The 20,567-nt window shown below is 53.4% G+C and carries 20 protein-coding genes; 11 read left to right on the top strand and 9 right to left on the bottom strand.

From position 1 onward, the window contains the following. Window positions 1-49: 49 nt before the first annotated feature. Window positions 50-1,267 carry a glycerophosphodiester phosphodiesterase family protein gene (locus tag BM025_RS03920; RefSeq protein WP_085847825.1) on the top strand — a complete coding sequence of 406 codons (1,218 nt, stop codon included), beginning with the start codon at window positions 50-52 and terminating at the stop codon, window positions 1,265-1,267. 106 nt (window positions 1,268-1,373) lie between these two features. Here the strand turns inward: BM025_RS03920 and BM025_RS03915 are convergent, their stop codons facing one another. The 6 genes from BM025_RS03915 to purC all read right to left on the bottom strand — a co-directional run bounded on the left by BM025_RS03915 (window position 1,374) and on the right by purC (window position 7,428). Beyond that, the gene (locus BM025_RS03915; RefSeq protein ID WP_085847989.1) at window positions 1,374-2,072 is read right to left on the bottom strand and encodes an HAD family hydrolase; all 699 of its coding nucleotides are present in this window, start codon (window positions 2,070-2,072) and stop codon (window positions 1,374-1,376) included. 7 nt (window positions 2,073-2,079) lie between these two features. Next, complete coding sequence (locus tag BM025_RS03910) at window positions 2,080-3,417, bottom strand: sigma-54-dependent transcriptional regulator (RefSeq protein WP_085847826.1); 1,338 nt, start codon at window positions 3,415-3,417, stop codon at window positions 2,080-2,082. Window positions 3,418-3,514: 97 nt separating this feature from the next. Continuing rightward, window positions 3,515-5,284: a sensor histidine kinase gene (locus BM025_RS03905; protein ID WP_085847827.1), complete on the bottom strand. Its 1,770-nt coding sequence runs from the start codon at window positions 5,282-5,284 to the stop codon at window positions 3,515-3,517. 169 nt (window positions 5,285-5,453) lie between these two features. Continuing rightward, on the bottom strand, window positions 5,454-6,122 hold the full coding sequence (gene purQ, locus BM025_RS03900) for a phosphoribosylformylglycinamidine synthase subunit PurQ (protein ID WP_085847828.1): 669 nt from the start codon (window positions 6,120-6,122) through the stop codon (window positions 5,454-5,456). A 245-nt stretch (window positions 6,123-6,367) separates the two neighbouring features. Next, the gene (purS, locus tag BM025_RS03895; RefSeq protein ID WP_085847990.1) at window positions 6,368-6,598 is read right to left on the bottom strand and encodes a phosphoribosylformylglycinamidine synthase subunit PurS; all 231 of its coding nucleotides are present in this window, start codon (window positions 6,596-6,598) and stop codon (window positions 6,368-6,370) included. A 71-nt stretch (window positions 6,599-6,669) separates the two neighbouring features. After that, on the bottom strand, window positions 6,670-7,428 hold the full coding sequence (purC, locus tag BM025_RS03890) for a phosphoribosylaminoimidazolesuccinocarboxamide synthase (protein WP_085847829.1): 759 nt from the start codon (window positions 7,426-7,428) through the stop codon (window positions 6,670-6,672). A gap of 283 nt (window positions 7,429-7,711) precedes the next feature. Here purC and BM025_RS03885 point away from each other — a divergent pair, with 283 nt between their 5' ends. From BM025_RS03885 to bmt, 3 genes are all read left to right on the top strand, one after another. Continuing rightward, window positions 7,712-8,017: a DUF1476 domain-containing protein gene (locus BM025_RS03885; RefSeq protein ID WP_085847830.1), complete on the top strand. Its 306-nt coding sequence runs from the start codon at window positions 7,712-7,714 to the stop codon at window positions 8,015-8,017. A 203-nt stretch (window positions 8,018-8,220) separates the two neighbouring features. Further along, window positions 8,221-10,338 carry a phosphatidylglycerol lysyltransferase domain-containing protein gene (locus tag BM025_RS03880; protein WP_085847831.1) on the top strand — a complete coding sequence of 706 codons (2,118 nt, stop codon included), beginning with the start codon at window positions 8,221-8,223 and terminating at the stop codon, window positions 10,336-10,338. A 175-nt stretch (window positions 10,339-10,513) separates the two neighbouring features. Next, window positions 10,514-11,530 (top strand): betaine--homocysteine S-methyltransferase, encoded by a 1,017-nt coding sequence (bmt, locus tag BM025_RS03875; RefSeq protein WP_085847832.1) that lies wholly within the window; start codon window positions 10,514-10,516, stop codon window positions 11,528-11,530. Window positions 11,531-11,568: 38 nt separating this feature from the next. Here bmt and BM025_RS03870 read toward each other — a convergent pair whose 3' ends face one another. Beyond that, window positions 11,569-12,672 (bottom strand): PA0069 family radical SAM protein, encoded by a 1,104-nt coding sequence (locus BM025_RS03870; RefSeq protein ID WP_085847833.1) that lies wholly within the window; start codon window positions 12,670-12,672, stop codon window positions 11,569-11,571. A gap of 109 nt (window positions 12,673-12,781) precedes the next feature. Here BM025_RS03870 and BM025_RS03865 point away from each other — a divergent pair, with 109 nt between their 5' ends. After that, complete coding sequence (locus tag BM025_RS03865; RefSeq protein ID WP_085847834.1) at window positions 12,782-13,477, top strand: corrinoid protein; 696 nt, start codon at window positions 12,782-12,784, stop codon at window positions 13,475-13,477. 9 nt (window positions 13,478-13,486) lie between these two features. Further along, entirely contained in the window at window positions 13,487-14,125 is a 639-nt protein-coding gene (locus BM025_RS03860; protein WP_085847835.1) for a DUF1638 domain-containing protein, read from the top strand. Between the two features lie 16 nt (window positions 14,126-14,141). On the opposite strand, the gene BM025_RS03855 is transcribed toward BM025_RS03860, so the two are convergent. Then, on the bottom strand, window positions 14,142-14,570 hold the full coding sequence (locus BM025_RS03855; protein WP_085847836.1) for a SufE family protein: 429 nt from the start codon (window positions 14,568-14,570) through the stop codon (window positions 14,142-14,144). Between the two features lie 156 nt (window positions 14,571-14,726). Between BM025_RS03855 and BM025_RS03850 the strand changes: the two genes are divergently transcribed. From BM025_RS03850 to BM025_RS03840, 3 genes are all read left to right on the top strand, one after another. Further along, window positions 14,727-15,227: a hypothetical protein gene (locus BM025_RS03850; protein ID WP_085847837.1), complete on the top strand. Its 501-nt coding sequence runs from the start codon at window positions 14,727-14,729 to the stop codon at window positions 15,225-15,227. 67 nt (window positions 15,228-15,294) lie between these two features. Further along, complete coding sequence (locus tag BM025_RS03845; RefSeq protein WP_085847838.1) at window positions 15,295-16,233, top strand: nucleoside hydrolase; 939 nt, start codon at window positions 15,295-15,297, stop codon at window positions 16,231-16,233. Window positions 16,234-16,279: 46 nt separating this feature from the next. Further along, window positions 16,280-17,692 carry a protein adenylyltransferase SelO gene (locus BM025_RS03840; protein ID WP_085847991.1) on the top strand — a complete coding sequence of 471 codons (1,413 nt, stop codon included), beginning with the start codon at window positions 16,280-16,282 and terminating at the stop codon, window positions 17,690-17,692. Window position 17,693: 1 nt separating this feature from the next. Here the strand turns inward: BM025_RS03840 and BM025_RS03835 are convergent, their stop codons facing one another. After that, window positions 17,694-18,356 carry a DUF2238 domain-containing protein gene (locus tag BM025_RS03835; RefSeq protein ID WP_085847839.1) on the bottom strand — a complete coding sequence of 221 codons (663 nt, stop codon included), beginning with the start codon at window positions 18,354-18,356 and terminating at the stop codon, window positions 17,694-17,696. A gap of 82 nt (window positions 18,357-18,438) precedes the next feature. On the opposite strand from BM025_RS03835, the gene BM025_RS03830 reads away from it, so the two are divergent. Together BM025_RS03830 and BM025_RS03825 are read left to right on the top strand one after the other, a co-directional pair. Next, window positions 18,439-19,185: an endonuclease/exonuclease/phosphatase family protein gene (locus tag BM025_RS03830; protein ID WP_244515439.1), complete on the top strand. Its 747-nt coding sequence runs from the start codon at window positions 18,439-18,441 to the stop codon at window positions 19,183-19,185. 66 nt (window positions 19,186-19,251) lie between these two features. Beyond that, window positions 19,252-20,526, top strand: a complete 1,275-nt coding sequence (locus BM025_RS03825) for a cation:proton antiporter (protein WP_085847841.1) — start codon at window positions 19,252-19,254, stop codon at window positions 20,524-20,526. Window positions 20,527-20,567 lie beyond the last annotated feature (41 nt).

Below are 20,567 nucleotides of genomic sequence, written 5' to 3'. Positions count from 1 at the left end.
GACTGTGCCGTTCATCACGTGATGATATTTTAGCCAATAGGATACCACTATGACACGCATGCCCCTTGGAATTTCTGTTCTAGCCTGTGCCGCAGCTTTGCCTGCTTTTGCGTCTGACGCCACTGACGCGCGCATCGAGCTTGGTCCACGCCCTGCGTATTTGATCTCAACAATGGATGACAGCCCGCTCAAAGACGCGCTGGAAGCCTGTGCCACAATGGAACCTGTGCGCACTGATTTCTCAATCGCGCACCGTGGTGCCCCTTTGATGTTCCCTGAGCACACAGAACAAGCCAACCGTGCAGGCGCTTTGATGGGTGCTGGCATCATGGAATGTGATGTGGCCTTTACGGATGATAAAGAACTTGTATGTCGCCACGCGCAAAACGATCTGCACACCACAACCAACATCATCGCGACAGATTTGGGCGCGAAATGCACCACGCCCTTTACGCCAGCAAACGGTGATGAAAAAGCGCAAGTGGAATGTCGCACATCAGACATCACATTGGCTGAGTACAAAACGTTGAACGGCAAAATGGATGCGGGCAATTCATCTGCGACAACTGTCGAAGACTACATGAACGCCACTGCAAACTTCCGCACCGATCTTTACGCAACAACAGGCACGCTTTTGTCGCATAAAGACTCCATCGCGTTGTTCAAATCCTTGGGTACTAAATTCACACCTGAGTTGAAAACACCTTCTGTTGAGATGCCATTTGACGGTTTCACGCAAGAAGACTACGCGCAGAAAATGATCAACGAATACAAAGACGCAGGCATCCCAGCCTCTGACGTATTCGCGCAATCTTTCAACTTGGATGACGTGCTGTACTGGATCAAAGCCGAGCCCGAGTTCGGTGCTAATGCTGTATTCCTAACAGAACCAGCAGAGGGCTTTGACCCACAAGATGCAAACACATGGCTCGAAGATTTCGCAGCTTTGAAAGCGGCTGGCGTCAACAACTTGGCCCCGTCCATCAACATGCTGGTTGTGAACGACGGCAACGACATCGTGGCCTCAAACTACGCAAAAGCCGCCAAAGAAGCAGGTCTTGACCTGATTTCATGGTCGCTTGAACGCTCTGGTCCATTGGCGACAGGTGGCGGCTGGTATTACCAATCCGTGACAGACGCAATCAACACCGATGGCGATTACTTTGAAGTTTTGGATGCTTTGGCAACCGACGCTGGCGTCAAAGGCGTGTTCTCTGACTGGCCTGCAACTGTGACATACTACGCATCTTGCATGGGCCTGAACTAAACGTGGCTTGAAATAAGTCTCGACACTAAATGACGAAAAGCGGGGCCATTTGGTCCCGCTTTTTTATGTAATCATCGTACATCCAAACGCGGTTTGCGCGTTATGACTACGCCTGCTTAGACGTGACGGTCATGCCAAACATTTCAACCGCATGTCGCAAATCTCGCGCCACGCGTTGACCTAGGTTTGGCAAAGGCGTGTTCGGCGTGCGCAGATCCGGGATTTGTACAGCCATGCACCCTGCCCTGATCGCCGCCGTGATGCCTGTGTCGCTGTCTTCAAACGCAGCGCAGTCTTTGGGATCAAGCCCCAAAGCCGCAGCGCCTTGCAGATACGGCGCAGGATCGGGTTTGTTCGCCGTGACCTCATCCCCCGCGATGACGTGATGGAAATGCGGCAACAGCCCCGCTTGGTCCAATTCATGCCGCGCCACCGCACCCACGGTCGATGTCACCACAACCATCCGCGTGCCTTGGGCGGCAAGCCCTGTGATCACTTCGCGCACATAGGGTCGCAAAGGAATGGCATCAGCCAACAGCGTGGCTTTGCCCGCAACCCATGCGCGTTCAAAACCGTCTATGTCCAAACGCCCGTGCAAAAACTCGGCAACCTTAGCCGAATTCACCGCTTTTGAACCGCCAATAAGCGACAAAAATACCGGATCGGACCGCTCGGGGCCGATATCAAGCTCTGCGCAAATCTGCGCAAACAGCTTTAAACCAAGACGCTCGGTGTCAAGCAACAGCCCGTCCATATCAAACAAAAACCCCTTGGGCGTTTGGTGTGTCTGGAGCGACGTTCTCATCAGTGCATCATCCAAGGTAATCAGACCTTTGCAGACTGTATTTGGCCATTTTTTCATTCAAAGTCCGACGCGGCAGGCACAGTTCGTCCATCACAGACACGATTGAGCCCTTGTGACGACGCATGGTGTTGTCGATCAACATCCGCTCAAACGCTTCCACATATTCTTTCAGCGGTTTGCCTTCAGTCGTCATGGTTTGCTGCTCGACATCATCGCTTTCAGACAACAACAAAGACGCAATTGATCCAGACCCCCGACGGTTTTGCAACACGGCGCGCTCAGCAACATTAATCAACTGACGAATGTTGCCCGGCCATGGCGCTTGCAACAATTGCGCGGCTTCCTGCGCGGCAATCTCGCGGGTGTCGCAACCGTATTCTTCAGAAAACTGTTGGGACAATTGTGTGAACAATAGCAAAATATCTTCGCCCCGCGCCCGCAACGGTGGCAAGGTGATTTTCATCGCGGCCAAGCGGAAATACAAATCAGGACGCAACGCGCTTTCACAGGTTTTGCCCTGCTCTTGCAGGTTACAAATCGCAATAATACGCGTTTCAGGCGGCGTGCCTTGGTCGTTCATCCACGACAACAACCGCGCTTGCAAATCTGCGGGCAGTGCTTCGATGTCTTCCAAAACAAGCGTGCCACCGCGCGCTTCTTCGATCAGCGGAATGATTTGCCCATCGGGGTCAGGCCCGAACAGGCGTTTTGCCAACTCATGTTCTTCGCGGCCCGCACAAGAAAAGGTGACGAACTTTTTTGATGCGCGCGCGCCAACCGCGTGCAGCGCATGCGCCACCAAGGTTTTGCCCGTACCCGTTTCGCCATCAATCAACACATGCCCGTCGGCTTGGCCAAGGTCCAAAATATCTTCACGCAGACGGTTCATCACGGGGGACGCGCCGATCAGTTTCTTCATCAAGCCTGTGCCATCGGACAATTCCCGACGCAGCGCACGGTTATCAAGCGTCAAACGCCGCGCATTGGTGGCCTTTTTCGCAAGCTCGGTCATACGATCAGGGTTAAACGGCTTTTCCAGAAAATCAAACGCACCGACCCGCATCGCTTCAACAGCCATAGGCACATCGCCGTGGCCTGTGATCATGATGACAGGCAGCCCTGAATCCACGCTCATCAATTTGCGCAAGAACTGCATCCCATCCATGCCGGGCATCTTGATGTCAGAGATAATCGCCCCCGGATAATCAGGGCTAAGCGCCTTGAGCGCCTCTTCGGCACTGGCAAAGGTTTCTGTGTCAAAGCCGGACAGCGCCAGCCATTGGCTGATCGATTGGCGCATATCTTGTTCATCATCAACAATCGCGATTTTCATTGCAGTGGCCATAGTGACACTCAACTCCTAGTCTTTCTCATTTGGCGTAATGCCAAAAATTATTACGGTCGGATTAATTCCAGACCCTGCGACGCGTGGCGTCTTATTCTTATTGTGCAGCAAGGCTGCCCTCTTGTGATATAGGAAGGATCATTTCAAATTCAGCCCCACCTGCGCTCCAATTGCGCGCTGTCAGCCTACCGCCAAGTTCATTGACGATGCCAGATGAAATGGCAAGTCCCAGTCCAACACCGTCTCCGGGGGCTTTCGTCGTGTAAAATGGTTCAAATAAAGTATCGAGATCTTCGATCCCTGCCCCGTTGTCACGCACCAAAACTGACGCCTGCGCCCCGCCTGATACCAAGATGCCAATCTGCGGATCGGCCACGTTTTTCGAGGCATCAAACGCATTGCGCAACAGGTTCACCAACACCTGTTCAAGCCGCACACGATCGCCTTGTACGATCACAGGTTCGGGTGGCAAAGTACGCGTAATTTCCACTGATCTTTGGCGCAATTGCGGTTCCATCATCGACAGAGCCGAGGCCACACAATCCCTTAAATCTATGGGTTCTAAGCTATCAGAGCCCTTGCGCGCATAGGATTTCAACTGACGGGTGATCGCGCCCATACGGTCGATCAAATCGTCAATCCGCCCGAACGATGCCAGCGCTTCATCGGGGCGCTTGCGTTGCAGCAAAAGCTTGGCCCCCGCCAGATAGGTTTTCATCGCTGCAAGAGGCTGGTTCAACTCATGTGACACCGCGGCAGACATCTCGCCCAAGATCGCCAATTTAGACGATTGCAACAAGGTTTGCTCGGCCACTTCAAGGCTGCGTTCGGCACGTTTGCGTTCGGCAATTTCTCGCTGGAGTGCCGCGTTAAGCTGGCGAAGCCCCGCTGACTCTTGTTGAAACAGGCCCGCACGCGACATAGCGCGGCGCGAGGTCAGATAGAAAACACCCGCCAAAAGAATGGCAAAGCCCATGATTTCCAGTGCCAAAACGCCGTTCACCGGCTCGCGCACAGAACTATACGTGGTGAAAGAGGCCATGCGCCAACCGCGAAACGGCAGTCGGCTTTCCAACCGCATCACAGCTTCGCCGCCCAAATATGCTTCGCCCGGAATGGCATTCCAATCAGATGTCAACCGAAACGCGCGCTCAATAGCTGTGGGCGCATCGGTGACGGACAAAGCCTGCGCTTCGGTTTTGGATCGCCAACGTGGCTCGGTGGACAAAATGATTTGCCCCTCGGAATTCATCACGATGACAGCGTCAGAAATGCCGGACCAGCTTTGTTCAAATTTGGCCAAATCCACTTGAACGACAATCACCCCCGCCAAAGCGCCGCTCACCTCAATCTTGCGGCTGTAAGTGAATTGGTATCCACCGCTTTCATTCTGCGTGGTGTTGAACAGCGTCTCATTGGACCGCAAAGCATCAATAAAGCTCGGCGATTGGCGGCGGTTCGATCCTAAAAACGAACGATCCGTCGCGGCAACCACGCGCCCGCTTTCATCCAACAGAAAAATCCCTGCGGCGCCGATTTCTTCGATGTAAGAAATCAAATGCTGCGAGGTCTGCGCATAATCATCAGTGTTGAGCGCCGACACCAAAACAGGATCGCGCGACAACAAAATCGGCACGATGGAATTGCGTTGGATTTCCGACAAAAGGTTACCAGAATACAGCGCTTGGCGCACTTCGGCGCGATTGCGCGTGAGAATGGTATGACGTTCAGTGAGCAACAAATTTGTCACCCAAACCACTGAAATTGCAGCCACGACAAAGGCCACAAGCGCAAGGCGACCACCCCAAGTCAGGGTGCGCGGTCGCGTTGAAGGCTGAGGAGGAAGGGCTAAAGAACGATCTTGCATAGTCTGAGTTTACGCCTGCCCTGTGCAGCGCTCAAGTGCAGATACATTCTGGCACTATGGCTACGCGGAATTAAGCTTATGAGCAGAACAAAAGAAAACCGCCCCCAAATGGGAACAGTTTTTAGTGCGCAGGGATAGAATTATAAATATTCCAGATCAAAGTCTTAGCTTACGCAGGCACAACAGCCGACACCAGTGAGTCAAAGAACCCCTTGCCGTCCTCATTGCCATGCGCCGCTTCAAATGCGCGCTCTGGATGGGGCATCATCCCAAGAACACGGCGGTTCGCAGACAAGATGCCAGCAATGTCGCGCGCAGACCCATTTGGATTGTCACCGTAACGGAACGCCACGCGGTCCTCGGCCTCAAGCATGTCCAGCGTGTGCGCGTCAGCGGTAAAGTTGCCATCGTGGTGCGCGATTGGCACGCCGATCATCTGACCTTTGGTGTAGGACGATGTGTAAGCGCTGTCTGAGGTCGCGACCTGCAAAGGCGTGGTTTTGCAGATGTATTTCAAACCAGCATTGCGCAGCAAAGCACCGGGCAACAGCCCCGCTTCGGTCAACACCTGAAATCCGTTACAAATGCCAAAGGCGTATCCGCCACGTTCCACATGGGCTTTAAGCGCCTGCGTGATTGGCGAATTGGCCGCAATAGCCCCGCAGCGCAGATAATCACCGTAAGAAAACCCACCTGGCACGGCCACAACATCAAGCCCATCCGGCAAAGACGTTTCTTTGTGCCAAACCATAGTGACATCAGCCCCAGAGTTGCGCAGGGCAACAGCCATGTCGCGGTCACAGTTCGAGCCAGGAAATTGCAATACGGCGGCTTTCATCAGGGGCTACTCCTAGGCAGATGATGGGCTTTAAGTTTCACGTGCCTGATACGCTGAGTAAGGCATTGGATCAAGCCCCATTGGCCGTGTAATTGGCCGCCTATGCGCGGTATGCCCCCAGTAGATTGGGCATCAGGTCCTGCATCAAGTTGAAAAAATTCAGTCCATTCACGGAACTGCGCAAAACCACAACAAAAAAGCCGCCCCAAACGGAGCGGCTTTCTAACAATCAATCGTCTGAAAGCTCAGAGAATTTCGATGGTGTAGCTTTCAATAACCATATTGGCCAATAGCTTTTCACACATGGATTTGATGGTGTCCTCGGATGTGCCATCGGCCAGATCAAGTTCGATCACTTTGCCTTGGCGCACGTCGTTGACGCCGTCAAACCCCATCGCGCCAAGCGCGTGGCGCACGGCGGCGCCTTGGGGGTCCAAAACACCGTTTTTCAGCATTACATTCACGCGGGCTTTCATAGTCATGAGCCTTTCTTTAGACGTCTAAGTCTTTGTAAGTCTTAAAGATGTGCAAGGAGTTTCCCCGCAGATCAGTTGATCACAGAGTTGGCAGCAGCAGGGCCATTTGTTGGCAAAACACCCAAACGACGCGCCACTTCGGTGTAGGCGTCTGTCAGGTTGCCAAGGTCACGTCGGAACACATCTTTGTCGAGCTTTTGCCCAGACTCGATGTCCCACAACCGGCAGCTGTCAGGTGAAATTTCATCTGCAACGATCAGGCGCATGAAATCGCCTTCCCAAACGCGGCCAATTTCGATTTTGAAATCGATCAACTTGATGCCAACGCCGTACATCACGCCCGCCATGAAATCATTGACCCGCAACGCCAGCGCCACGATGTCATCCATGTCTTGCTGAGACGCCCAGCCAAAAGCGATGATGTATTCTTCGGGCACCAAAGGATCGCCGAGATCATCGTCTTTGTAGGAAAATTCAATAATAGGGCGCGGTAAACGCGTGCCCTCTTCGATGCCCAAACGTTTGGACATAGACCCAGCGGCAAAGTTGCGCACGATCACTTCCAAAGGCACGATTTCACACTGGCGGATCAACTGCTCACGCATATTGAGACGCTTGATAAAGTGGTTCGGCACGCCAATGCTGTTGAGACCTTCCATGAAGAACTCGGACAAGCGGTTGTTCAAAACACCTTTGCCATCAACAACAGCTTTCTTTTCAGCGTTGAACGCAGTTGCGTCATCTTTGAAGTATTGGATCAAAGTGCCCGGCTCAGGACCCTCATAGAGTGTCTTTGCTTTGCCTTCGTAGATTTTTTTACCACGCGCCATGGGGTCTCCAAATAGATAAGGGGGCCGGGAATCATATGCCCAGCCTCTCTATGTGGCTCTTTAGGGCAAGCAGCGCGTTCAAGCAAGATCACGGGCCTCGCGATGCGCGCCAAATCTGTTACCAAATGGTCATAAATCGCCACAATTATTAACCGAAACCCCATGCGGGCGCGCTATATTGCCACAAACAGGTGCGACTTTCGCACACTGACATTCAATCACCTCTTGAAGCTCGTGCCTCGCACCGTCATATCTTAGGCCAAACCAGCTTGGAGGATACACCATGTCAACTTTTGATGATCGCGAATCTGCATTTGAAAACAAATTCGCCCATGACGCAGAAATGCAATTCAAAGCCGAAGCCCGCGCCAACAAACTTTTGGGCATCTGGGCGGCTGGAATTTTGGGCAAAGACGATGTCGACGCCTATGTGCTTGAAGTGATCAAATCTGATTTCGAAGAAGCTGGGCATGACGACGTGATCCGCAAAGTTGTTGCAGATCTTGGTGACAAATCTGACGAGGCCACAGTACGCGCCAAACGCAGCGCTTGTTTGATCGAGGCCAAAGGCCAACTCGCAGCAGACTAAGCGCTCAAGCGCCCCTCTCAAAAATACGATCACAAAAATACAATCAACGGCCCGCATCCACGGGCCGTTTCGTATATACGCATGTGAAACAAAGCCACGAGGTGCAGACCTGCGCGGGCCGACTTTTCGACCTCAAATGCTTCAAACCTTTCATAAATGTGGCCTCACATTAATGATATCTTGGCACTCTGGACGTTAAACCTATGACCTCAAAACTTAGCAAAACGCCCTGTGCGCCAGCTCAAAAGGTCCCGATCGCCCTCATGCGCCATGCCCGTTTCGATATAGACACGAATGACAGCTCTGCGCACGGCACCGCAGCGCCACGGCAGACCGCGCGCCCCAAACTGACAGCAGGTAAAAGCGTGACACGGCCCCCCAAACCGGACGGGCTGCAAAAATTACTGGTCAAACAAGCCGTGCCCTTGATGATGACACTCATCATCGTCTGGCTGCTTTGGGGCAAGGTGTCTCATCTCGACGCAAAAGCCATTTTAAGCACCGTTTCCACAGTGACACCGCTGCAATGGGGTTTGGCGATGCTCGCAACCACGGGTAGTTTTTGGGCCGTGGGACAATATGACAACGTGCTGCATGCGCAACTTGGCACAGGTATTTCGCGAAAATCCGCAAAAAGATCAGGAATCGCTGCGATTGGATTATCGCAATTTTTGGGATTTGGCGCACTCACTGGCGCTCTTATTCGGTGGCGCATGCTGCCTGAAATGACACTTTGGCAAGCCACACGCCTGTCTGCCGCTGTGGCGCTCTCATTTCTGGCGGGCTGGGCAGTTGTCGCTGCCTGTGCCGTTTTGATTTTGCAGCCTGATATTCCGTGGATGAAATCTCTGGCTATTTTTGCCATCTCGCTGGTGGGTGGCATGGCCATTTTATCTATTTATCCCCCTGCTCCACTGGTCAGATTGCCTTGGCCTGCGTTGCGCACAATGGGCACAGTCGTCATGCTTGCAGCCATAGATACGGTGCTTGCGGGAGTGACGCTTTACATTCTTTTGCCGCCACAGATTGATATCGGCATTGGCCAATTGATCGCGGCCTATCTGTTTGCCCTTGGGGCTGGGCTTGTTGGGGCAACCCCTGGCGGCATCGGCCCGTTTGAAGCCATGCTCGCCTCGCTTTTGCCGTCTGTGCCGCTGGAACCTTTGCTGGGCGCGGTGGTCGCATATAGGATTGCATATTACGGCGTGCCTGCCTTCATTGCGGCCTGTATTGTGTTGATTGGACCGCGCAAATGCAATCTGTCGACGAAAGCACAACTGACCAAAACGGCCCAATCGCCTTATCTCACACCGCAACTTGAACGACAGCTGTTTGCCGCCACACGTGCTGAAACCAATTTGCTGCGCACCCGTGATTTTTCTTTGCTCACAGACAAACGCGGTCACCATGTGGCGCTTGCTGCCCCCATCGGACAATCCTTGGTGATGATGTCAGACCCGCTCATCGCCAAAACGGGTCTAACCGAAGCCCGCCTTGCCTTAAGCCAAACGGCACGGGCGCGATTTCGTATGCCTGCGATTTACAAATGCGGTGCGCGCATGGCCGCTAATGCCCGCATTGCTGGCTGGACCATCATTCCAACCGCCGAAGAAGCGTGGCTTGTTCCTGCACAGTTCACTCTTGAGGGGGCTGAACGCCGCCAATTGCGGCGGGTTTTGCGGAAAGCACAAGAGGCGGGCATCTCGGTGCAAGAAGGTGGGCGCAATTTACCCCTTGCCGACATGGACCGTGTCGCAAAAGATTGGAAAGCCCTTCGTGGTGGCGAACGCGGATTTTCAATGGGCACCTACACCCGTGACTATATTTCGTGTCAGCGCGTGTTTTTGGCCTACAAAGACACGCGTCTTGTGGCCTTCATTTCGCTACATGAAACCCGTAATGAAATGACATTAGATTTGATGCGCCATTCCAAAGAGGCGCCAGATGGCACCATTCAAATGCTTATCATCGCGGCCATCCATGCCGCGACGGCCTATGGATGCCCCCGCCTATCATTGGCGGCTGTGCCGTGGTCTGGTGTCGATCAAAACCCGATCCTGCGCGCCTTGCGTCAGCGGTTTTTGTGCAAATCCGGTCACACGGGTCTCAAACGGTTCAAAGCGGCCTTTGGGCCAAACTGGGAAACCCTTTACTTTGCAGCGCCGTCGCGCATAGCCCTTGCAGTGGCGGGCATGGACATATTGCGCCGCGTGACAGCCCCGCCGCGCACCGTCCGCGATAACCCGATGAAAGCCCACCGCTTTGCGACCCACGCCACTTTGCGATTGTTTGGCAAGACATCACGCAAAAGTAACCCCTAAGCCTTATAAAAGCGCTGTCTTGCATGAATTTCATAATCGTTATGATTTGAATGAATTTGCTTCATCGCCCGTAGTCTGGCAAACAGCCCTCAAAGAATGCGGGTGACTCCCGAGCCTTGCGCACATTCAAAAACTGCCTGTCCCTTGGATTTGGCCTCAAAAACCGGATTAGACCATGACCGATGCCCTCACCCGCCTGCTCAGTGAACGCGATTGGCTTTTGGCCGATGGCGCGACGGGAACCACCTTGTTCAACATGGGATTGCAATCTGGCGACGCGCCAGAGCTGTGGAATGTTGAGAAAACCGAAAACATCACAAAATTGTACGAAGGTGCTGTCAACGCAGGATCAGATATCTTTCTAACCAATTCATTTGGTGGTAATGCATCGCGCCTTAAACTGCACGATGCTCAGTCGCGCGTGCATGAATTGAACAAAGCAGCTGCCGAAATTGGCCGCGAAGTGGCAGACAAATCTGGCCGCACCGTGATCGTTGCAGGGTCGGTTGGCCCAACCGGCGACATCATGGAACCCACAGGCACATTGTCCTTTGCCGATGCCGTTGAAATGTTCCACGAACAGGCTGAAGGCCTCAAAGCTGGCGGCGCAGATGTGCTGTGGATCGAAACAATTTCTGCCCCCGAAGAATACCGTGCCGCCGCCGAAGGCGCGCGTCTTGCGGGCATGGCTTGGGCTGGCACGATGTCATTTGACACGGCAGGGCGCACCATGATGGGCATCACGTCATCACAATTGGCACAATTGGTTGAAAAAATCGAAAACCCACCTGTAGCGTACGGTGCAAACTGTGGCGTTGGATCTTCAGATTTGCTGCGCACGGTTTTGGGATTTTCGGCGCAAGGTACAGACCGCCCGATCATTGCCAAAGGCAACGCAGGCATCCCGAAATATCACGACGGGCACATTCACTATGATGGCACGCCTGAATTGATGGCCGATTACGCCTGCATGGCGCGCGATGCGGGCGCCACCATTATCGGTGGGTGCTGTGGGACAACCCCAGATCACCTACGTGCTATGCGCGAGGCTTTGGAAACACGCCCACGTGGCGAACGCCCAACACTAGAAGCCATTACGGAAAAGCTCGGCGGGTTTTCATCGCCCTCGGATGGCACAGATGACAAAGGTCCTACACGCGACCGGTCTTCATCACGTCGCCGTCGCACCTAAAGCCATCACAGATTTGCGGTCAAATGAATCAACCACGCTCAAAACAACGACAATTGGTCGCCCGCCTTTGGCGGCACGCGAAACATGTCCGTCCGCAAGGGCGGCAGTTTCGCGACCAATCCTGTGCGGTTGAGCGTGATTTCAAACCGCTTTGCCATCAAGTCGGCCCATTCGCCCTGCCCTTTCATGCGCGTGCCAAATCGGCTGTCATAGTCTTTCCCGCCGTGCAATTCGCGCACACGATTCATCACCCGCGTCGCGCGATCGGGCACGTGTTCGGCAAGCCATTCTTGAAACAACGGGGCGACTTCGCGGGGCAGACGCAGCATAATATAAGAGGCCGCCTTGGCCCCATTTCGCGCACACGCGGTCATGATCGCTTCCAATTCATGATCGGTGAGCGCGGGGATGACTGGGGCCACCATGGCGCGCACAGGAATACCCGCATCGCTCAACATGCGAATGGTTTTCAAACGTCGCGCAGGGGCCGGAGCACGCGGTTCCAATTGACGCGACAAGGTCGAGCCCAAGGTGGTCACCGAAATGCAAACATGCACCAAACCTTTGTGCGCCATGCCACGCAAAATATCGATATCGCGTTCAATCAAGGTGCCTTTCGTGGTGATGGCCACCGGATGATTGTGATCGCTCAAAACCTGCAACAGGTCGCGCATCACGCGGTCACGGGCCTCAATCGGTTGATAAGGGTCGGTGTTGGTGCCAATCGCAATAGGACCAACGCTATAGGATTTGGCCGACAATTCCCGCGCCAAAACATCTGCAGCGTCCTTTTTTCGGGTCAATCGCGTTTCGAAATCAAGCCCCGCCGACAGGCCAAGATACGCATGACTCGGGCGCGCATAACAGTAACTGCACCCGTGCTCGCATCCCCGATAGGGATTTACAGAGCGATCAAACGGCAAATCAGGGCTGGTGTTGCGCATGATGATTTTACGCGGCCGCTCGTCAACAGTGGTGGTGCGCAGGATCGTTTCTTCGAACGGCGTGTCCCACCCATCAATGTAGGTTTCGCGGGCCAAGCGTTCAAACCGGCCAACCGCATTGCTGGCAGCGCCGCGTGCCTTGGTTTTCAGGCCAAGCGGAAGTGCGGGCCCAAGGGGGAGTGTGGAATCATATACCATGCCCTAAATGTAGAACAAAATAAGAACATTTGCCAAGCCCCTCAGCGTAGGCTAGGCACAAATAAAACAGCGAACACTTTCAAAGCTGCATCCACAAAAGGAATTGCATATGTCTGATCAAGGTGACGATCTCGTCCTGTCCGAGCTCAATGATTCCGAGCTTGTCGAACAGATGATGGATGACCTGTATGACGGTCTCAAAGATGAAATCGCAGAAGCGGTGCGCATTTTGCTAGATCGCGGTTGGGTGCCTTACGACATCTTGACCAAATCTTTGGTGCTCGGCATGCAAATCGTTGGTGATGATTTCCGTGATGGCATTTTATTTGTGCCAGAAGTGTTGCGGGCCGCCCAAGCGATGAAAGGTGGCATGTTTATTCTCAAGCCGCTTTTGGTCGAAACCGGCGCACCCAAGATGGGCAAAATGGTCATCGGTACCGTCAAAGGCGACATCCACGACATCGGCAAAAACCTTGTGGCGATGATGATGGAAGGCGCAGGTTTTGAAATCATCGATCTGGGCATCAACAACCCCGCAGAGGACTACATCAACACGGCGATTGCTGAAAATTGCGACATCATCGGCATGTCCGCGCTTTTGACCACAACGATGCCGTACATGAAGGTTGTGATCGACCAGTTGACTGAAATGGGCAAACGCCAAGATTACATCGTTTTGGTCGGCGGCGCGCCGTTGAACGACGAATTTGGCAAAGCCATTGGCGCAGATGCCTATTGTGATGATGCAGCGATTGCTGTGGAAACAGCGAAATCCATGATTGCGCGCAAACACAACCAAGCGTGATTTGGGCCAATGGCCGAAGTGATACTTGATATAACAGACAAAGCCCTGCGTGATACGGGGCTTTGTCGGGTTGGCGCAGGCAAAACATTGGTGATTGCTTGTGGTGCTTTGGCACGCGAAATTTTAACCATTATCGAAGTGAATAGCCTAGACCACCTGACACTCACCTGCCTGCCTGCCATTTTACACAACACACCCAATGACATTCCACAAGCCGTTGCAACAGCTGTTGAAAAACACAGAAATGAGTTTGAAACGATCTTGGTGGCTTACGGAGATTGCGGCACAGGCGGGCGGTTACAAACGACATGTGCGCGCCTTGGCGTAACTATGATTGACGCGCCGCATTGCTACGCGTTTTTCGACGGAACCCAAGATTTCATAGATCGCGGCGAAGTTACCAGCTTTTTTCTAACAGACTTTTTGGCCCGCCAATTTGATGCCTTTGTCTGGCAACCGCTTGGCCTAGACCGCTATCCTGACCTGTTGGACATGTACTTTGGCAACTACGAAACGTTGGTCTATTTGTCGCAAACAGATGATGCAGATCTCATGCGCAAAGCCAAAGACTGCGCCGATAGGCTTGGGCTAAAGTTTGAACATCGCCACACGGGCTACGGCGAACTTGCACCATTTTTGCGACCCTGATTTTACAGTCCCGGAATTAAGCCGCCAGATGCGCTGCGGCCGTTTCGTGAATACGCGCCACCATCGCACGCACGCCATTTGAGCGCTGTGCAGACAAATGATCGTTCAAACCAAGACGTCCAAGTTCAGCAACGGCATCGACTTTGCTGACCTGTTCTGCCGTCAATCCCGCATATAAAGCGTGCAAAACCGCGATCAGACCTTGGACGATCATCGCATCTGATCCGCCTTTAAAATCGAACACCGCGCTTGGCCCCTGCCCGTCAAACGACGGCACCAACCACACCTGCGATGCACAGCCTTCGACCTTGGTGGCGGGCACTTGAAAGGCGTCATCAAGCACAGGAAAGGCTTTGCCCATGTCGATCACATGGCGATAGCGGTCTTCCCAGTCGTCCAAAAATTCAAAGGTTTCGGCAAGCTCTTCAAAGGTCTCATTGGCCATCGGGGCGCTCCTGTCTGATCTTGCGCCAGACATAAGGCTTTGATCGGGCAAGGTCCAGACACAGCCGCACAATGCTGGCTGGAAAGCCGCTTGAAACCCTTTTCAAACGCCGCGAAGTGCGATAGCCAATGTGCATAGATTTTGAAGGATGTAGACATGCGGCGTCAGGTGATCATTTCTGTTTTGGCTTTGTCCCTTTTGGGAGGCTGCGCACGCGTGAGCCAATCCAAACTTAATCCGCTCAATTGGTTTGGTCCCTCGCAAGAGGTTGCAGCCGCTCAAGCAGGTCCGCAAACCATCATCGTGCCATCGCTTGCCCCCAAACGCGGCTACCCAGATTTCCAAGACATCCGCACTTTGGTGCCCACATTGGATGACGTGTCTATCGTGAAATCTGCCTCTGGCGCGATTGTCACCGCCGCAGCCACACTTCCAAGTGTTGGATATTATGACGCAGAATTGGTGCACGTTGACACAGAGTCCCCCTCAGAACTGGTGCTTGATTTTCGCGTCCAAGCGCCAAGTGCTGTGACTGTGGTTGGTACAAAAGCGCAGCGTACAATCACCGTTGCACGATCAATTTCCACTGCTGATCTGGCCACCATTCGCACCATTACTGTGCGTTCGGCGTCAGGCGCACGGGCTGTGCGCCGCTAAGACTTTACATCCGATTTTTCCCGCGCCAATGTGACCCTCTGATTTGCTTTACTCAAAGGTTTCATTCATGGCGCACCCACGTAAAATCATCATCGACACGGACCCCGGACAAGACGACGCGGTCGCCATTTTACTGGCGCTTGCCGCCCCTGAAATTGATGTTTTGGGGATCACAGCCGTAGCGGGCAATGTCCCTGTCGCTTTGACCGCAAAAAACGTGCGCAAAGTGTGCGAAGTTGCAGGGTGCCCAGATGTTTTGGTGTTCGCAGGGTGTGATGGCCCAATGGTGCAGCCTTTGGTGACTGCAGAGCACGTTCACGGCGCGACAGGTCTGGATGGCATCGAATTGCCCGATCCGACAATGCCTCTACAAGATGGTCACGGCGTTGATTTTATTATCGAAACTATTCGAAATGAGCCAAGTGGTACTGTAACACTGTGCCCACTTGGACCGCTCACAAACATTGCCACCGCCTTTGAAAAAGCGCCTGATATCGTTGAGCGTGTGCAAGAAATCGTGCTGATGGGCGGGGCCTATTTTGAAGTGGGCAACATCACACCCGCCGCAGAATTCAACATCTACGTTGATCCAGAAGCCGCCGATATCGTGTTTAAATCCAGTGTCAAAATCACAGTCATGCCATTGGATGTGACCCACAAAGCCTTGGTGACACAAGCGCGCCTTGAGCCGTTCAAATCCATGGGACATGTCGGCGATGTTGTGATCGGATGGATGGATTTCTTTGAGCGATTTGACATCGAAAAATATGGTTCTGCAGGCGGGCCTTTGCATGATCCAACCGTGATTGCCTATGTGATTGATCCCGATATGTTCAAAGGCCGCTTTATCAATGTGGAAATCGAAACCAAATCCGAACTGACACGCGGGATGACCGTGGCTGATTGGTGGGGCGTGACAGACCGTGCCCCGAATGCCATGTTTATCGGCGACGTGGATGCGGATGCATTCTTTGCGCTGCTGACCAAAAACATCGGCACACTCTAACCCTTGAAGCCCTTTGAGCAATCCTTAGGTAAGGCGCATGGACATCATGACACAGTTTGACAACAGCTACGCGCGCCTGCCTGAACGGTTCTTTTCAAAGGTCGATCCGACCCCCGTGCCCACGCCAGAAATTATTTTGTTCAACACAAAATTGGCAGCGCAACTGGGGGTCAGTGAATGGTCTGAACGCCCGGATATTTTGGCGGGCAACACCGTGCCAACAGGCGCTGACCCACTCGCGCAAGTCTATGCCGCGCATCAATTTGGGGGCTGGGTGCCGCGCCTTGGAGATGGGCGTGCTATTTTGCTGGGCGAAGTCGTCACCGATCAAGGCCGCTTTGACATTCAACTCAAAGGCGCAGGGCGCACCCCCTATTCACGCAGCGGGGATGGGCGAAATTGGCTTGGGCCCGTTTTGCGCGAATACATCGTGTCTGAATTCATGGCGGCCATGAACGTGCCGACAACGCGCGCTTTGGCTGCGACCGCCACGGGCGCACGTGTGCAACGCGAACGCGCCTATCCTGGTGGCGTTGTCACCCGGGTTGCCGCCAGCCATATTCGTGTTGGTACCTTTCAATATTTCACGGCCCAAGGCGATACGTCTGCTGTTAAATTGCTTATCGATCATGTGCGCGAACGCCACTTTCCGCAGGCAGCAGACACCCTTGGCGTCTACGAATCCATTGTCGCGGCACAGGCAAAATTGATCGCAAAATGGATGGGCCTAGGGTTTGTACACGGCGTGATGAACACCGACAATATGGCCATTTCAGGCGAAACAATCGACTATGGCCCCTGCGCGTTTATCGACAGCTATGCATCCAATGCGTGTTTTTCATCTATCGACCATCAAGGGCGCTATGCCTTTGATCAGCAATCCAATATTGCCGGATGGAATTTAGCGCAGCTTGGCTCATGTTTTGTGCCACTGCTCAGCGAAGAGCTTGGCGGGCAAGAGGCCGCAGTTGAAAGCTTAACGGATGTTTTGAACAGTTTTCCTGCCATCTTTCAGGCAGAATGGCGCAGTGTTTTTGGCGCGAAACTTGGCATTACATCGCCTGATGAGACGGATTTAGAGTTGGCTCAAGAGCTATTGGATCTAATGCAAACCCAGCACGCAGATTTCACCAATGTCTTTGCAGGGCTCAGCACGGGTACAGCACGCGATGAATTTACGGACCCCAGTGCCTTTGATCTGTGGTTTGAAAAGTGGCAGGCGCGCGTCACGTTGGATGACGACGCACGTGCTGCGATGAATGCGGCCAATCCGAAAATCATTCCGCGCACGCACCAATTGGAACAGGCTATTCAAGCCGCAATCGAGGGCGATTTTGCCCCTGCGCAACGCTTGGCGCGCGTTTTGTCTGACCCTATGCATCTCTCACCCGACGATATCGATCTAACGCGCCCGCCGCTGACACATGAAATCGTACCCAACACCTTTTGCGGCACCTAAATTACTTTGAGCGGTATTTGGCGAAAAGCCGTTTGTTGCGGGTGATGATATCGCGAAAGAACGTCGCAAAAGGGGCGTCGGAATCGCGGATCAGATAAATCACCCCAGCGCCACTGCCAACCAACCCGCCAATCGTATCCACAATCAGGTCCCACATCGTGTCTTGCAGCCCATTTTTTTGCATAGACGTGCCAAAAGTTTGGTCCATTGCGTATTCGAAAATTTCCCAAAGAGCACCGATGCTGATGGCGAAACAAAGCCCAAACACCCCGATGGCCAAAGGCGGCGCAGCGAACCTGTCACCCTGAAACATCATGAACACCGCAAGAAACCCGATCAAACCAAAGCCCAAAGCGGACCCGCCGTGCAGCACCACATCCCACCACCAATAGCGGTTGTAAAAATCGACCACCTCGCCCAAGAACAACGTGGCAAAGATGAACAAAATGATCGCGCCCATAAACCGGCGCGGCACATAAACATCAAAGCGCCGTGCGACGACCAATGGCACCAATGTCAGAGCAAAAGTGCCCAACGCCAAAAATGCCGATGCATACCGCCCCGTGAACACCCCCGCGACAAAAGCAAGGATAAGCAAAAACCAGATAATTTTGGTGGAAAATGTCGCGTCTGGTAAAACATTTCGGGGGCGTTTAAAGCGCATGGGGCATCTTTCCTAGAACTGCTTTGACGATTTAACCCCGTTTTAGGGTGCAAATCCGAATGTGAGACCCCATATTAAACCTATGACCCACAAAGAGATAGAGACAGTCGTATCAACTCCGCTTGAGATGCGTTTGGCATCTTACAACCTGCGCAAATGTCGTGGCACCGATGGAAAACGCGCTCCGGGGCGTGTTTTGGACGTGATCAACAGCATCGACGCCGACGTCGTGGCGCTACAAGAGGCCGATATGCGCCTTGGCCCGCGCCCTGCCGCATTGCCGCCACGCATGATTGAAACGCATACTGATTTCACGGCCGTGCCTGTTGCCACCTCTGCCGTGTCTGTCGGTTGGCATGGCAACGCGGTGTTGATCCGCAAAGGCGTTATGGTGGAACAGGTCACACGTTTGGATTTACCGGGGCTAGAACCGCGCGGCGCTGTTGCCGTCGATCTGGCGCATCTGCGGGTGATCGCGGTGCATTTAGGGTTGCTACGCCCCAACAGGCAACATCAACTGCATGCCATTCGCGCAGCTCTTGCGCAGATGGATGATCGCCCCACTGTGATCTTGGGCGATTTCAACGAATGGTCGCGCACTGGCGGCTTGTCCCCGCTCAAAGATGCGTTTGATGTCATCGCCCCCGGTCGTTCGTTTCATGCCGCACGCCCCGTGGCGGCGCTAGACAGAATTGCGCTGAGCCGCGAGCTGGAAATGCGCGATGCTGGTGTGGTTGAAACGGACCTGTCGCGCCGCGCCTCTGATCATTTGCCGATCTGGGCCGACCTTGCGATGCGGAACACACCGAATACAACGGCGCAAACCTGAGAATAGGTGTGCCTTTGAACATTGCGTGATAGACTGTTTGAAACAGGCTATCAAAAGGCAGCGTCCATGACATTTTTGCAAATTGCGTCCCTTCTTATTGTTCTAGCGGGCGCATTCGGCGCGATCAACTATCTGTTTTTGAAGCTGCCCAGCTCTATTGGCATCTTGGTTGTGGCTTTGATTGCCTCTGTCGTCGTGATCGGTCTTGATGCCATTTGGCCTGCAATGAGCGTCGAAGAAACCATTCGCGCCACGGTCCTATCTGTCGATTTTTCAGGCGCACTGCTGGAAGGCATGTTGGGGATGTTGCTGTTCGCCGGCGCGATGCATGTGAAAATTTCCGATCTGCGGGCGCAGTGGCGCGTTGTGGTTTTGATGGCCACAATGGGCGTCGCCCTATCGACTGTGATTTTCGGCATCGGGTTTAGTTGGCTCACGGGGATGCCAATCTTGATTGCCTTGACCTTTGGTGCCCTGATCTCGCCCACAGACCCTGTCGCAGTTTTGGGTGTTTTGCGCCAAGCGTCTTTGCGCAAAAGCCTAGAGACCAAAATTGCAGGGGAAAGCCTGTTCAACGATGGCGTTGGCTATGTGGTGTTTTTGGTTCTCTCAGGGCTGGCCTTTGCCACAACGACAGGCCACGCAGATGTACATGGATCAAGTGAAAGCGCGGTCATGGGCGCATCCATTTTGTTCGCACAAGAGGCCATGGGCGGTGCGATTTTAGGCATCGTTCTTGGCTGGTTAACCTTTCGCGTGATGCGACTGATCGATGATTATTCATTGGAAGTGTTGATCACACTTGGCCTTGCTTTGGGGGGCTATGCTTTGGCAGTTGCCTTGCATGTTTCTGCACCGATTATGGCCGTCTGCGCGGGGCTTTTGATCGGCGATGTGGGGTCTCAATATGGCATGTCAGATGAGACCCGCAAATATGTCGACGCTTTTTGGAAAATGATTGATGAAATTCTCAACGCTGTGCTGTTCTTGATGATCGGCTTTGAAGTCTTTGCCATCGCCTTAGACAGTGCATCCGTCATTGCGGGGGCCGCCGCGATTGTTTTGGCTTTGATCGCACGGTTTGCAGCGGTTGCAGTGCCCGTGACCGTACTCAAACCCTTTCGCAGCTTTTCCCCAGGCGTGATCCCCATCATGACTTGGGGTGGTTTAAAAGGTGGGATTTCCGTCGCCTTGGCTTTGTCTTTGCCGGACGGCGAATGGAAACCTTTGATCCTTACAGCGACTTATATGGTGGTGATTTTTTCAATTATCATCCAAGGGTTGACCGTCGCGCCACTCGCCAAACGGGTTGGGCGTGAACCCGAATTGGACATGGATTGAACCAAAGGGCATGAGCCGAAAAAAACGATGAGATGCACGAC

Source organism: Pacificibacter marinus (genome assembly GCF_900109555.1).
In the GTDB taxonomy this organism is placed as follows: Bacteria; Pseudomonadota; Alphaproteobacteria; order Rhodobacterales; family Rhodobacteraceae; genus Celeribacter; species Celeribacter marinus_C.
This window is presented reverse-complemented; position numbering and strand designations above follow the sequence as displayed.